This window comes from Magnetospirillum sp. 15-1, from assembly GCF_900184795.1.
In the GTDB taxonomy this organism is placed as follows: Bacteria; Pseudomonadota; Alphaproteobacteria; order Rhodospirillales; family Magnetospirillaceae; genus Phaeospirillum.
This window is the reverse complement of record NZ_FXXN01000023.1, coordinates 343,621-357,071: the sequence shown is the minus strand read 5'-3', so window position 1 is coordinate 357,071 and position 13,451 is coordinate 343,621. Positions and strand designations below refer to the sequence as shown.

The 13,451-nt window shown below is 68.3% G+C and carries 11 protein-coding genes; 2 read left to right on the top strand and 9 right to left on the bottom strand.

The genetic code is table 11. From position 1 onward, the window contains the following. From CP958_RS11190 to CP958_RS11170, 5 genes are all read right to left on the bottom strand, one after another. The coding region (locus CP958_RS11190) for an IS110 family transposase (protein ID WP_141400487.1) at window positions 1–614 on the bottom strand (614 nt) is incomplete at its 3' end. 114 nt (window positions 615–728) lie between these two features. Beyond that, window positions 729–3,404 carry a formate dehydrogenase subunit alpha gene (fdhF, locus tag CP958_RS11185; RefSeq protein WP_096702032.1) on the bottom strand — a complete coding sequence of 892 codons (2,676 nt, stop codon included), beginning with the start codon at window positions 3,402–3,404 and terminating at the stop codon, window positions 729–731. A gap of 175 nt (window positions 3,405–3,579) precedes the next feature. Beyond that, window positions 3,580–5,172, bottom strand: a complete 1,593-nt coding sequence (locus tag CP958_RS11180; RefSeq protein WP_096702031.1) for an NADH-ubiquinone oxidoreductase-F iron-sulfur binding region domain-containing protein — start codon at window positions 5,170–5,172, stop codon at window positions 3,580–3,582. A gap of 31 nt (window positions 5,173–5,203) precedes the next feature. After that, entirely contained in the window at window positions 5,204–6,076 is an 873-nt protein-coding gene (locus tag CP958_RS11175; RefSeq protein WP_096702030.1) for a helix-turn-helix transcriptional regulator, read from the bottom strand. 101 nt (window positions 6,077–6,177) lie between these two features. Continuing rightward, on the bottom strand, window positions 6,178–7,023 hold the full coding sequence (locus CP958_RS11170; protein WP_096702029.1) for an LD-carboxypeptidase: 846 nt from the start codon (window positions 7,021–7,023) through the stop codon (window positions 6,178–6,180). A gap of 64 nt (window positions 7,024–7,087) precedes the next feature. Between CP958_RS11170 and CP958_RS11165 the strand changes: the two genes are divergently transcribed. Continuing rightward, window positions 7,088–8,488 carry a Mur ligase family protein gene (locus CP958_RS11165; RefSeq protein WP_096702028.1) on the top strand — a complete coding sequence of 467 codons (1,401 nt, stop codon included), beginning with the start codon at window positions 7,088–7,090 and terminating at the stop codon, window positions 8,486–8,488. A gap of 126 nt (window positions 8,489–8,614) precedes the next feature. On the opposite strand, the gene CP958_RS11160 is transcribed toward CP958_RS11165, so the two are convergent. From CP958_RS11160 to CP958_RS11145, 4 genes are all read right to left on the bottom strand, one after another. Then, on the bottom strand, window positions 8,615–9,091 hold the full coding sequence (locus CP958_RS11160; RefSeq protein ID WP_096702027.1) for a DUF992 domain-containing protein: 477 nt from the start codon (window positions 9,089–9,091) through the stop codon (window positions 8,615–8,617). Between the two features lie 174 nt (window positions 9,092–9,265). After that, window positions 9,266–9,748 (bottom strand): WbuC family cupin fold metalloprotein, encoded by a 483-nt coding sequence (locus CP958_RS11155; RefSeq protein WP_096702026.1) that lies wholly within the window; start codon window positions 9,746–9,748, stop codon window positions 9,266–9,268. Beyond that, a complete protein-coding gene (locus tag CP958_RS11150; RefSeq protein ID WP_096702025.1) occupies window positions 9,745–10,791 on the bottom strand; it encodes an AbrB family transcriptional regulator in 1,047 nt (348 codons plus the stop codon). Before CP958_RS11150 ends, CP958_RS11155 begins: the two co-directional genes overlap by 4 nt. Further along, window positions 10,791–11,558, bottom strand: a complete 768-nt coding sequence (locus CP958_RS11145; protein WP_096702024.1) for an NAD kinase — start codon at window positions 11,556–11,558, stop codon at window positions 10,791–10,793. Before CP958_RS11145 ends, CP958_RS11150 begins: the two co-directional genes overlap by 1 nt. Before the next feature lie 441 nt (window positions 11,559–11,999). Between CP958_RS11145 and CP958_RS11140 the strand changes: the two genes are divergently transcribed. After that, window positions 12,000–13,451 (top strand): MBOAT family protein, encoded by a 1,452-nt coding sequence (locus CP958_RS11140; protein ID WP_096702023.1) that lies wholly within the window; start codon window positions 12,000–12,002, stop codon window positions 13,449–13,451.

Genomic DNA, 13,451 nt, shown 5'->3' with positions numbered 1-13,451 from the left:
GCCAGGACTTCGTGCTCGAGCGCATCGATCTTGGCCTCGGCATCGCGCAACTGTGCCGCCAGCATGCCCAGCGCCTCGCGCGCCAATTGCGGCAAAGCCTGATCGCTCTTGCCGTGGATGCCGGCGATCTGGCCGTCGAGCGCTTTGTCGCCGCACGGCGCGACGATGCCGAACTCGGCCAGATGCGCCCGCACCGCATTGGCGAGCATGGTGCGCTGGCCCACCAGCATCTTGCGGGCACGATGAAGCATCAGCACCGCCTGCTGCTCGGGCGTCTTGACCGGCACCCGGGGGACAGAGCGCCGCGCCATCGCTTCGCAAATGGCAGCGGCGTCATTGGCGTCGTTCTTGCGGCCGCGCTTGACGTACGGCTTCACATAGGCCGGCGGGACCAGTACCACCTCGTGGCCCAGCGCCCCGATCTCCCGCGCCCAGTAATGGGCCGAGGCGCACGCCTCCATCCCCACCAGGCACGGCGACAGCTTGGTGAAAAAGCCGAGAACCTGGCCGCGCTTCAACTGACGGCACAAAACCGCTTCTTCATCCGCATTCACCCCGTGCAGCGCAAACGCGCCCTTCGACAGGTCGATCGCAATCCTGATAATCTCGCTCATGGGCGGCCCCCTCTTTGTGGCGTCTCAGAAACGACCACGTTAGGGCACTTCGATGCCGGTGAGCAGGGGCCGTCCACACCATCATCCGTGTCGATGAACGGCTGAAAGCCGCGCCTATTCGGGGCAAGGCGACAACCGAACGGCGGAGACCTTCAGTTCGGGAATCTTGGCCACCGGGTCGAGCGCCGGATTGGTCAGCAGGTTGGCCGCCGCCTCGGTGAAGCAGAACGGCATGAACAGGGCGCCGGGTGACAGGCGGGAATCCGCCGCCGCCACCGCCTGGAGATCGCCGCGCCGGCTTTCCAGCCGCACCATGGCGCCTTCGGCCAGCCCCAGGCGAGCCATGTCGACCGGGCTGATATTGACCGCCGGCACACCCTGCAGGGTATCGAGCACCTGGGACCGCCTTGTCATGGAGCCGGTATGCCAGTGCTCGAGCACCCGGCCGGTGGACAGCAGGAAAGGATAGTCGGCATCGGGGCTTTCCGCCGGGGCAAGGCCGCCGGCCGGCACCAGCCGCGCCTTACCGGTCTCGGTGGGAAAGCCGTCATCGAACAGGATGGCCTTGCCCGCCGGAGTGGTGATGCCGCCCTCGGCCTCCAGGCGCTCCCAGGTGATGCCGGCCAGCGAGCCCATCAGCGAGCCCATCTCGTCGAACACCGCCTTGGGACCGTCATAGCTCCACCCCAGGCCCAGGCGCCGCGCCATCTCCATGATGATCCACAGATCGGAGCGCGCCTCGCCCGGCGGGTCAAGCACCTGCCGGCCCATCTGCACGTGGCGGTCGGTGTTGGTGAAGGTGCCGGTCTTTTCGAAGAAGGCGGAGGCCGGCAGCACCACGTCGGCCAGCATGGCGGTCTCGGTCAGGAAGATGTCCTGGACCACCAGATGCTCCAGCCCGGCCAGCGCCGTGCGGGCATGGGCGAGATCGGGGTCGGACATGGCGGGGTTCTCGCCCTCGATGTACATGGCGCGGATGGTGCCGGCCAGGGCGGCGGTCATCATCTCCACCACGGTGAGGCCGGGAACGGGGTCAAGCCCCATGCCCCAGCCGGATTCGAAACGTCCCCGCGCCGCCTCCAGCCCGACACGGCCGTAATCGGGCAGCATCATGGGGATCAGCCCGGCATCGGAAGCGCCCTGAACGTTGTTCTGTCCGCGCAGCGGATGCAGGCCGCTGCCCTTCTTTCCCACCTGGCCGCACAACATGGCCAGGGCGATCAGGCAGCGGGAATTGTCGGTGCCGTGGCTGTGCTGCGACACCCCCATGCCCCACAGGATCATGGCCGAGCCGGCGCGGGCGAACAGACGCGCCACCGCCCGGATGGTGCCCGCCTCGATGCCGCAGACCGGGGCCATGGCTTCGGGGGAATAGGCCGCGAGGTGCAGGGCCAGCTCTGGAAAGCCGGTGGTGCGCGACGCCACGAAGGCCTTGTCGTAAAGCTCCTCGGCGACGATGACGTGCAGCATGGCGTTCAGCAGCGCCACGTCGGTGCCGTTGTTGAACTTGAGATGATGGCTGGCGAAGCGGGTCAGCGCCTGCCCCCTGGGATCGAGGATCACCAGTTGGGCGCCCCGCTTCACCGCGTTCTTGATGAAGCTGGCCGCCACCGGATGATTGGCCGACGGATTGGCGCCGATCAGGATGATCACCTCGGCGTTGGCGATCTCGGCCACCGGCGCGGTGACGGCGCCCGAGCCGATGCCTTCCAGCAGAGCCGCCACCGAGGAGGCGTGGCACAGCCGCGTGCAGTGATCCACGTTGTTGGACCCGAAGCCGGTGCGCACCAGCTTCTGGAACAGATAGGCCTCCTCGTTGGAGCCCTTGGCCGAGCCCAGACCGGCCAGCGCGGCGGGAAGCTGGCGCTTCAACCCGGCGGCGGCGAAATCCAGCGCCTCGTCCCAGGAGGCGGGACGGAAATGGCTGAAGGGATCGGCCGGGTCGATCAGTTCCTTGGGCGCCCCCTCCTTGCGGATCAGCGGCACCGTCAGGCGCTGGGGATGGCGGGAATAGTCGAAGCCGAAACGGCCCTTGACGCACAGCCGCTCGTGATTGGCCGCTCCGTCGCGCCCCGTGGCCGCGACGATCTCGTCGCCCCGCACGTGATAGGTGACCTGACAGCCGACGCCGCAATAGGGACACAGGCTGTCCACCTTGCGCTCCGCCTCGACCGGCCCGGCGGCGGGCAGCAGCGCGCCGGTGGGACAGGCCTGGACGCATTCGCCGCAGCCGACGCAGGAACTGGCCCCCATGGAATCATCGAAGTCGAAGGTGATGCGGCTGTCGGCTCCGCGCCCGCTCATGCCGATGACGTCGTTGACCTGCACCGCGCGGCAGGCCCTGAGGCACAGCGTGCAGTGGATGCAGGCGTCGAGCCGCACCGCCATGGCGGGGTGGGAGCGGTCGGGTGCCGATGGCGCGGCGCCGGGGGCGAAACGACTCCGTTCCACTCCCACCGCCCTGGCCCAGCCCAGGAAGGCCGAGTCGGGATCGGGCGAGGCGTGGTCGGCCAGCAACAATTCGAACACCAGCCGGCGCGCCTTGTCGGTCCGTCCGCCCTGGGTGTCGACCACCATGCCGGAGGTGGGACGCCGCCGGCACGAGGCGGCCAGGGCCCGCTCGCCCTTGATCTCCACCACGCAGGCCCGGCAGTTGCCCTCGGGCTCGAAGCCGGAACGATCGGTGTGGCAGAGATGGGGCAGCGTCCGCCCCTGGCGCTTGGAGACCTGCCAGATGGTCTCGCCGTCGGCGGCCTCGACCTCTTGTCCGTCCAGGGTGAAGCGGATCATGGTACCCGGCCTCCCTTGGCCTCTTTCATCGGTTCATACGATGAAACGACCACCAAGACACCAAGGACACCAAGCTTTCCTTCAGGGTGGACGCGGTGTGGCCGAGCGCCCCGCTCTCTTGGTGTCCTTGGTGTCTTGGTGGTGAAAAGGTCCACCCGCACCACAAACGGGGCCGTCATTTCACCACCTCGGGAAAGTGCCTGAACAGGCTTTGCCACACATTGGGCGCCGCCTGCCCCAGGCCGCAGATGGAGGCGTCGCGCATCACGCTCGCCAGATCGCCCAGCAATTCGCCATCCCAGGCGGGCTTGGCCAGCAGATCCACCGACTTGGCGGTGCCCACCCGGCAAGGCGTGCACTGGCCGCAGCTTTCGTGCGCGAAGAAGCGGGCGAGGTCCAGCGCCGCCGCCCGCAGGTCGTCGGCCTGGGAGAAGACCACCACCGCCGCCGAGCCGATGAAGCCGCCATGCTCCTCGATAGCGCCGAAAGCCAGCGGCGGCCGGATATGGGCGGGCAGGAAGCCGCCGGAGGCGCCGCCCGGCAGATAGGCGGCCAGGATATGGCCGTCCTCCATGCCGCCGCAGAATTCATCGATCAGCTCGGTGATGGTGATGCCGTTGGGGGCGATCTTGACGCCCGGCGCCTTGACCCGACCCGAGACGGAATAGGTGCGCAGACCCTTGTGTCCGTTGCGTCCCTCGGAGGCGAACAGTTCCGCCCCCTCGGCCAGGATGCGGCTGACCCAATAGAGGGTCTCGACGTTGTTGACCAGGGTGGGGCGGCCGAACAGCCCGACTTCGGCCACATAGGGCGGGCGCTGGCGTGGCAGGCCGCGCTTGCCCTCCAGGCTTTCGATCAGCGCCGATTCCTCGCCGCACACATAGGCTCCGGCTCCCCGGCGCAGATGGACGGGAACCGAACCGGGCAGGTCCTTGACCATGCCGGCCAGCATCTTATGCAGGTCCGCATACTCGTCGCGGAGATAGAGATAGACCTCGTCGGCCTCCACCGCCCAGGCGGCGATCAGGGCGCCTTCCAGCACGCGGGCCGCGTTGGTTTCCAGGAACCAGCGGTCCTTGAAGGTGCCGGGCTCGCCCTCGTCGGCGTTGACCACCACCAGACGCGGCCCGGCTTGCGCCGCCACGGTGCGCCACTTGCGCGACGTGGGGAAACCGGCGCCCCCCATGCCGCGCAGGCCGGCTGCGTCGATCTCGGCCAACACCTCGTCGCGCGGCAGTTCCCCCGACAGGCAGCGGGCGAGAATGGGATAATCGTAACCCGGCGGCACGATCTCGCACCCGGCGGAGACGAGGGTCTCCGCCACCTTGGCGCCATCGGCCGCACGCACCGGCACCTTGCCGGCCAGCACGGCGGGGGCGTGGTCGCACAGGCCCATGCAGGGCGCATCCTCGACCACCACGCCCTCGGGCAGGGACCCCAGGTCCAGCGGGCGCATGGCGCAGGCCGGGCCGGTGCAGCGCCGCACCACGGCCTTGGGCGCCGCCTCGCCGTCGCCCAGCAGGCGGAAATGAGCGTAGAAGGTGGCCACCTCCTGGATTTCGGCCGGCGCCAGACGCATCTCCTCGGCCAGGGCGGCGAGGTGACGGCGGAACAGGCCGCCGAACCGGTCCTGCAAGGCGTGCAGGTTCTCGATCAGCAGGTCGCGGCGGCGGAAATCCTCGGGCAGCAGCGCGACAACCTCGGCCACGGAAGCGGACGAGGCGGCGGCGGGACCGAGACGGCGGTGAGTACGGGGTGCGGCGCTCATGCCCTGCACTATAGTGCATATCGTCGGGAATTCACAGCCCCAGATGCGGGGCGCACAGGCGGGAGAGTTCCTCGATGCTGTCCTCGATGGCCCGGCCCGAGGTGTTGAGCACCGCGTCGGCCCGTCCATAGAGGTGGCGCCGCGCATCCAGGATGGTGCGCAAATCCTCCATGGCGGCCATCTGCTGGCCGGCGATGGGGCGCAGATCGCCCTGGCCCATGACGCGCCGCATGTGCTCCTCCGGCGTCGCCTGGACCCAGACGGTGAAGCAGGACTGCAGCAGCAACTCGAAGGTGCGGGGCTCCGAGACCAGGGAACCACCCGCCTCCAGCACCATGGACGGCTGGTTCTCCACCGTGTTTTCCAAAGCGGTGTATTCCAGCTTGCGATAGCCTTTCTGGCCCATGGACAGCAGAATCTCGGTCATGTCCATGCCGGCGATCTGCTCGATCACCGAGGTGATGCGCAGAAAGGGAGCGCCGAAGCGTTCGGCCACCGCCTTGCCCAGCGTGGTCTTGCCGGCGCCCCTGAGGCCGATCAGCGCCACCCGGCGCTTGAGCTTCAGGCCGCGTTTGAAGTTCTGGCGCAGCAGGACATAGGCCTCGGATTGCTGCTCCGGAGTCAACTGGTCGAGAAATTTCTTGGCCAGGGGCAAATCCGGGTGGCTGGCCTCGGCTTCCGGCTCGATCATCTCGGTGATGGGGGTGTCCATGGCCTGGGCCAGCAGCCACAGGATGTTGACGCTGACATTGGCCTGCCCGCCCTCGAGCTGGGCGAGGTAACGCTCGGAAATGCCGGCGTGGCACGACAGGTCCTTGCGCGACATGCCGCGCCGGGCGCGAAAGCGTTTGACCCGATCGCCCAGCCGTCTGGCGAGAACGGCGAATTCCGCCTGTTCGACCATGTTTCCCGTACCCGAATCCCAGTTGCCCGACCCTCAGTGAAGCACGGTCGTTCCGGATTGGCTAGCCCGGACCTGCACTATGATGCAGAAAATGAGGGATGTCAGACCCGCCAAAGGCCGAACGGCACCACCTTGTTGCCGACGTCGTGGCCGATATCGGCGCGGCCCAGATAGGCGATGCCGGTCCGCCGGCACCAGGAGCGCGCCACCTCCTCCTCGCCCTGCCCGAAATCGGGGCGGTTGGGCGGAATGTCGGAGCAGCGCCCCAGCTTCAACCCCGCCACCCGGCGCAGCGCCGGGTTGCCGGTCAGCTGGAACAGGTCGCGGTCGATGCGGTACATGTATTCTGACACCTCCTCGACCATCAGCACGTGCCCCGCCAGATCGGGCAGCCAGGGCGTGCCCAGCAGATGGCAGAGGATGGTGAGGTTGAAGGCGGCCGACGGCACCTCAAGGGACAGGGACGGCTCCAGCGCCTCGGGCCGGCGCTCCACCAGGAAGGCAAGGGCGCGGGCCACCGCCGCCTCGCCGCCCGCCCGGATGATGTCCACCGGCATGGGGCCATGGGCGAGGCGGGTGAAGCCCCGCCCGTACAAGGTGCCGAGCAGCGAACCGGCATCGGAATAGCCCATATAGGTCTTGTGCCGGGCGCCCTCGCCCAGCAGCGGCAGCAATCCCTCGATCAGCCGGCAGGCGCCATAGCCGCCGCGCGCGAACCAGATGGCGTCCAGGCTGTCGTCATTGGCGAATTGGGCCAGGGCGGCGAGACGAACCTCGTCGCTTCCGGCGAAATGGCCCCAGGTCTCGAAGCATTGGGGGTGAAAGACCAGTTCGACCCGGCCATCGGGATACAGGCGGGCGGCCAGGGCCATGACCCGCTCGGCCACATCGCGCTCGATGGCCGAGCCCGGCGCGACGATGCCGATCCTGGTCCTGCCCTCAGCCATGTCCGCCGATCCCCTTGCCGCCGATTCTCTTGCCCACCGGAGCGGCGGATTGTAGCCTCCGGCCATGGAGCACGACACCCCCTATTTCTTCTGCGGCATCGGCGGCAGCGGCATGCTGCCTTTGGCGCTGATCGTCCACGCCCGAGGCCACCGCGTGGCCGGGTCCGACCGGTCGCTGGACCAGGGGCGCCTGGCCCCCAAGTTCGAATATCTGCGCTCGCTGGGTATCGGCCTGTTCCCCCAGGACGGCAGCGGCATCACCGATCCGGCCCAGGTGCTGGTGACCTCGGCGGCGGTGGAGGACACCGTTCCCGACGTGGTGGCGGCCCGTGCCCTGGGTGCCCCCATGCTCACCCGGCCGCAATTGCTGGCCCGCTTGTTCAACGGCGCCCGGCTGTCCATCGGCGTCGCCGGCACCAGCGGCAAGTCCACCACCACCGGCATGCTGGGCTGGATTCTGGAGCGTTGCGGCCACCGCCCCACGGTGATGAACGGCGCGGTGATGAAGAACTTCGTCCGCCCCGATTCGCCGTTCTCCAGCGCCCTGGTGGGCGATGGTCCGGCCTTCGTCGCCGAGGTGGACGAAAGCGACGGCTCCATCGCCAATTACACCCCCCATGTGGCGCTGGTGAACAACATCGCGCTCGATCACAAATCCATGGATGAACTGCGCCGGCTGTTCGCCGCGTTCACCGCCAAGGCACGGATGGCGGTGCTCAACCTGGACAACGGCGAGACGGCGGCCCTGGCCGCCACCCTGCCCGCCGACCGTCTGACGACCTACAGCCTGAGCGACGCCCGCGCCGATCTGCTGGCCGGAGACATCGCCCCCGCCCCCGACGGCATCGGCTTTGCGGTGCGGGAGAAGGGCGGCGGAGCCGTGGCGGTCAGGCTGCGGGTGCCCGGCCGCCACAACGTCGCCAACGCCCTGGCCGCCCTGGCCGCCGCCCGCGCCGCCGGACTGAGCCTGGACGACGCCGCCGCCGCGCTGGGCGAGTTTTTCGGCGTGCGCCGCCGCCTGGAAACCGTGGGTACCAGGGGCGGTGTGACGGTGATCGACGACTTCGCCCACAATCCCGACAAGATCGCCGCCACGCTCGCCACCCTGCACGACTGGCCGGGCCGCCTGCTGGTGATGTTCCAGCCCCACGGCTTCGGGCCGCTGCGCCTGATGAAGGATGAGTTCGTCGCCTGCTTCGCCGAGAAGCTGGGAGCCGATGACGTGCTGATCATGCCCGATCCGGCCTATTTCGGCGGCACGGTGGACCGCTCGGTGACCAGCGCCCATCTCGCCGAAGCCATCGCCGCGCGGGGCCGCCACGCCCTGGCCCTGGGCGAACGCTCCGCCTGCGGCGACGCCCTGGTGGACATGGCCCGGCCCGGCGACCGCATCGTGGTGATGGGCGCCAGGGACGACACCCTGTCCCTCTTCGCCGAAGAAATCCTGGCCCGCCTTAGAGGCTGAACCGCCGTTGTCCCTGGGGTCCCGCATTCCCCTATCCCGGCCACAGCCCCCCCAAGCAATGGCCGTAAACGGATAAGGGCGGAACGGTTTCCCGTTCCGCCCCCGATCCGAACGCGGTGAAGGAGCTTACTTGCTGCCCTTCAGGTTCGCGTAGGCGATACCGGCGGTGGCGCCGATGCCGATCTGGCCGCCCAGGCCGACCGGAACCAGGACGATATCGTTGCCGACACCGGCCAGACCGGCCTGCGCGGCAAGGCCCAGGCCGAGAGTCAACGACGCCTTGGCGCCGACGTAATAGCCGGCGAGGCTGTCCTTGTCGGTCGCGGTGCCGCCGATCACCAGATAGCCCATGCCGGCCATCTGCTCGATCTCGAGATCGATGCCGAACAGGATGCCGCTGGTGCCGGTATACTTCTGCGGCCCGCCGACGCCGTTATACTCGCAGGCGACCGGAGTGCTGGAATGGACCACATAGGTGGTTCCGGTCCCCGTCTTGCTGCAGGTCAGCACACCCAGCACCACCCCACCCTCGGCGCGGGCTTCGTTGCCGAACGCGAACAGAGCCGCCAAAGCGACGACAGTCGAAGCAATCCACTTCTTCATCGACCCCTCCTTAACTTGTCTATCCCACACTTACTGCCGCAGTCGCGTCGAAGTGACCCGATCTATCGGAGTGCAGTGGACATAAGGAGTATGGCATAGATTCCTGTGATGGGAAGTAGAATGCCTTGACGGCTTGTGACAGTTACAAGTCGTGCTTTGCTGCACTGCAAAAATCTACTTTTGGGAGCCGAACCGATCGCCGACGGAGCACGATCTCATCCAGTCGCGGCAGGCTCCGGCATCCGCGTGCCCCTCGGGTGGCGCCCAGGCGGCGAAATCGGATTCGGCGGTGGGCCGGTAGGGGCCGGGCTTGACCTCCACCACCAGGGTCCCCGGGGCCTGCGACACCAGGGAATGCCAGATGCCGGCCGGAATCTCCACCACCCGCGCCCCATCCTCGGCCAGTTCGATCCGCTGATCCACGATTCCGTCGCCGGCGAAGGACAGCAGGCTGCCCCGGCCACGCAGCAGGACGAAGGTCTCGAACTGCAGCGAATGGCGATGGGGGCGGATATAGGCCTCCGGCTCGAAGGCGATCACCATGCGCTGGACGGAATCGGCGGAATCGGCGTGCAGGTTGATGTTGAGCCGCCGCCGGGGCAATTGGGCGGCCTGGGCGCTCAGCGCCGTCAGGTCCCGGGACTCGATCACCCTCATGAGCGGTTCTCCCTTCGCTCGATCAGCTTGAAGATGGGCGGCGCCACCATGATCACCAGCACCACCCTGACCACGTGGTGGGTGGAGACGAAGGCCACGTCCTGACCCAGCGCCAACGCCACCAGACACATCTCGGCGATGCCGCCGGGCACGAAGGCCAGCAGCAGCACCCCGAAGGGCAGATCGCTTCCCGCCGCCAGCAGGCCGGCGGCGCCCGCCGACAGCACCAGCATGATGAAGGTGGCCCCCACCGCCGGACGGGCCATCGCCGCCATTTCCCGCCACGACAGGCCGCGGAAGCGGCAGCCGATGGCCGCGCCGGTCACCACCTGGGCCAGCACCACCAGTTCGGCCGGTGGACGATAGGCGGTCAGTCCTGCCAGATGCAGCCCGGCGCTGGCCAGCATGGGACCGGTCAGCATCCAGGCCGGCAGACGGGCCAGCCGCGCCACGCCCGCCCCCACCACCGCCGAGCCGAGCATGACCAGGGCGTCCATGCCGCCCAGATCGGCCAGCCGCCCCATGCTCTCGGCCATGGGCACCGAATGGACATGGGCGATCAGCCGGTAGCCGAACGGCACAGTGAAGACGACCAGCAGGATGCGCAAGGAATGGGACAGCGCGATGGTGCGCTCGTCGCCGCCCAGCGCGCCGCCGGTCATCACCATCTCGTTGATGCCGCCCGGCGCCGCGGCGAAAAAGGCGGTGATCCGGTTCATGCCGGAATAGCGCCGCAGATAGAGGGTGACCAGCAGGCCGCTGACGATGGTGGCCAGCATCAGGACCAGCAGGGAATCGCTCCACCGTCCGATACGCTCCAGCAGGGCGGGGGAAAAGGCGCTGCCCAGCATCAGGCCGAGCACCGCGATCATCCCGCCGCGCAGTTGGGAGGGGATTTCCGGCCGCCAGCCGCTCAGCGACGCCGAGGTGACGGCGGTCAGCGCCCCCAGCATCCACGGCAGCGGCAGGTTCAGGGCGGCGAACAGCCCACCCCCCGCCACGCCGAGCCCGAGAGCGATCCCCCAGGCGGCCAGCCGCATCATCACGGCAGGAACTGCTCGGTGATGATGCGCTCCTCCAGATTGTGCTCGGGATCGAACAGCAGGACCAGGTCGCAGGAACGGTCCTCGCGCACTTCCACCTCGACCACGTCGCGGGCCTCGGTGGAATCGGCCACGGCGCTGACCGGGCGCTTGCCGCCCTCCAGAATCTCGAACACCACCTTGGCGGTGTGGGGCAGCAGGGCACCGCGCCAGCGCCGGGGCCGGAAGGCGGAAATGGGGGTCAGCGCCGCGATGCCGGCCCCCAGCGGGATGATCGGCCCGTGGGCCGACAGGTTGTAGGCGGTGCTGCCGGCCGGGGTGGACAGCAAGATGCCGTCGCAGATCAGCTCTTCCATGCGGATCTTGCCGTCTATGCGGATGCGCAGCTTGGCCGCCTGACGGGTTTCGCGCAGCAGCGATACCTCGTTGATGGCCAGCGCCTCGATCTCCTCGCCCGAGGCGGTGCGCGCCCGCATGCGCAGGGGGTGCAGGACCACCTGTTCCGCCTTGGACAGCCGCTCGATCAGCCCATGCTCGCGAAACACATTCATCAGGAAACCGACGCTGCCCCGGTTCATGCCGTAGATGGGCACCCGGCGCGCCACGAAGCGATGCAGCATCTCCAGCATGAAGCCGTCGCCGCCCAGGGCGATGATCAGGTCCGCCTCCTCGGGCGGCACGTGCGGGTAGCGGCTTTCCAGCCGCGACAGCGCCGCCTTGGCGGCCTCGGTCTCGGCGGCGACGAAGGCGATGGAGGAAAAAATCATGACGGCCTCGGACCCGGCATCACCGTTCCTCTTGCATACGCTTGCCCACATACCGCCCCCAGGCCGACAGAGCCCGCAAGGGGCGCCGGATCAGGTCCCGGGCACCTGAAGCGCGCCGTCCGCACCTCGACCACGTCCAGATCGCGGCGATGCTTGGCTTTGACGAGGCTCTCGATGCTGTCGACGATCACTTCTGCACAGCGCTCCATGCCAGGACGGTCGGGTTGCGTGGGAAGAGGGAATTTGCTATCCAAACCGTGCGGTTTTTCCGCCAGTCGATTTGCCGCGATGGCGGCATAAAGGTCAATCCCAATTCCGAGGTCCCATGGGCGCGCGGATTCCGGCTCATCGCGGAGCCTGGCGACAAAAGGCCGAACAGAACCGCCCCGCCTCCCTCGCCAGCGCCTTCATCGCCGGACGGGCCTCCGGCGCCCCTGCCTGATGCTGTTCAATTCGGCACCCTTCCTGTTCGGTTTCCTGCCCCTGGCCCTGGCCGGGTTCCTGGGTGCCCGGCGGATGGGGTGGCGCCCGGCCATGGCGTTCCTGACGCTGGCCTCCATCGTCTTCTACGCCTGGTGGAACCCGGCCTATGCCTGGCCGCTGGCCGTTTCCATCGTGGCCAACTTCCTGTTCGGGCAGGCCATCGCCCGGACCCGCGGGACGCCATGGGGCGGTGCCGTGCTGGCCCTTGGCGTGACCGCCAATCTGGCCTTTCTCGGCATCTTCAAGTACGAGCGCTTCTTCGCCGAGCAGGTGGCGCCACTGCTGGGCCTGATGATCGAGGCCAAGGGGCTGGACCTGCCCTTGGGCGTGTCGTTCTTCACCTTCACCCAGATCGCCTATCTGGTGGACGTGCGGCGCAAGCTGGCCCAGGACGGCGACGTGCTCAGCTACACCCTGTTCGTCACCTTCTTTCCCCACCTGATCGCCGGGCCCATCATCCACCACAAGGAGATGATGCCGCAGTTCCGCCAGCCCCGGCGGCAATGCGCCACGGGGGAGAATCTGGTCGCCGGCCTGTCGCTGTTCGCCATCGGCCTGTTCAAGAAAGCGGTGATCGCCGATTGGGTGGCGTCTTACGTAGCGCCGGGTTTCGGCGCCGCGGCGTCCGGCCAGGAATTGAACCTGCTGGCCGCCTGGACCTCGGCCCTGGCCTATACGGTGCAGATCTATTTCGACTTCTCGGGCTATTCCGACATGGCGGTGGGTCTGGCCCGCCTGTTCGGCATCGACCTGCCGGTCAACTTCAACTCGCCCTACAAGGCCACCAGCATCATCGAGTTCTGGCGGCGCTGGCACATGACCCTGTCGCGCTTCCTGCGCGACTACCTCTATTTCCCCCTGGGCGGCGGGCGTTGCGGCCCGCTGCGGCGCCACGCCAACCTGATGATCGTCATGGCGCTGGGCGGGCTGTGGCACGGCGCCGCCTGGACCTTCATGGCCTGGGGCTGCCTGCACGGCGCCATGCTGGTGGGCAACCACGCGTGGCGGGCGCTGCGCCCCGCCGAGCCGGGCCGGCGGGAGATCGTCGCCGGCTGGCTGCTGACCCAGGGGCTGGTGGTCGTCGCCTGGGTGTTCTTCCGCGCCCCCGATTTCGCCACCGCGCTGATCGTGCTGAAGGGCATGGCGGGCCTGAGCGGTCTGACCGGCGGCGAGGTCAAGGTGGCCTGGGACGGGCTGGTCCTGTCGCTGGCCCTGCTGGCGGTGTGCGCCCTGGCCCCCAACAGCCAGCAGATCATGGCCGCCACCGAGCCGGGCCTCGCCCCGGTGGAGCGCCCGGAGCGCCTGATCTGGCGCCCCACCAGCGGCTGGGCCTGGGCCCTGGCCGTCCTGCTGGCCTGTTCCGTCATGACCCTGTGGCGGACCAGCGAATTCCTTTACTACCAGTTCTGA

Coding starts and splice junctions, on each gene's coding strand:
- fdhF (WP_096702032.1), bottom strand. CDS start 3,404: ATGATCCGCTTCACCCTGGACGGACAAGAGGTCGAGGCCGCCGACGGC.
- CP958_RS11180 (WP_096702031.1), bottom strand. CDS start 5,172: ATGAGCGCCGCACCCCGTACTCACCGCCGTCTCGGTCCCGCCGCCGCC.
- CP958_RS11175 (WP_096702030.1), bottom strand. CDS start 6,076: ATGGTCGAACAGGCGGAATTCGCCGTTCTCGCCAGACGGCTGGGCGAT.
- CP958_RS11170 (WP_096702029.1), bottom strand. CDS start 7,023: ATGGCTGAGGGCAGGACCAGGATCGGCATCGTCGCGCCGGGCTCGGCC.
- CP958_RS11165 (WP_096702028.1), top strand. CDS start 7,088: ATGGAGCACGACACCCCCTATTTCTTCTGCGGCATCGGCGGCAGCGGC.
- CP958_RS11160 (WP_096702027.1), bottom strand. CDS start 9,091: ATGAAGAAGTGGATTGCTTCGACTGTCGTCGCTTTGGCGGCTCTGTTC.
- CP958_RS11155 (WP_096702026.1), bottom strand. CDS start 9,748: ATGAGGGTGATCGAGTCCCGGGACCTGACGGCGCTGAGCGCCCAGGCC.
- CP958_RS11150 (WP_096702025.1), bottom strand. CDS start 10,791: ATGATGCGGCTGGCCGCCTGGGGGATCGCTCTCGGGCTCGGCGTGGCG.
- CP958_RS11145 (WP_096702024.1), bottom strand. CDS start 11,558: ATGATTTTTTCCTCCATCGCCTTCGTCGCCGCCGAGACCGAGGCCGCC.
- CP958_RS11140 (WP_096702023.1), top strand. CDS start 12,000: ATGCTGTTCAATTCGGCACCCTTCCTGTTCGGTTTCCTGCCCCTGGCC.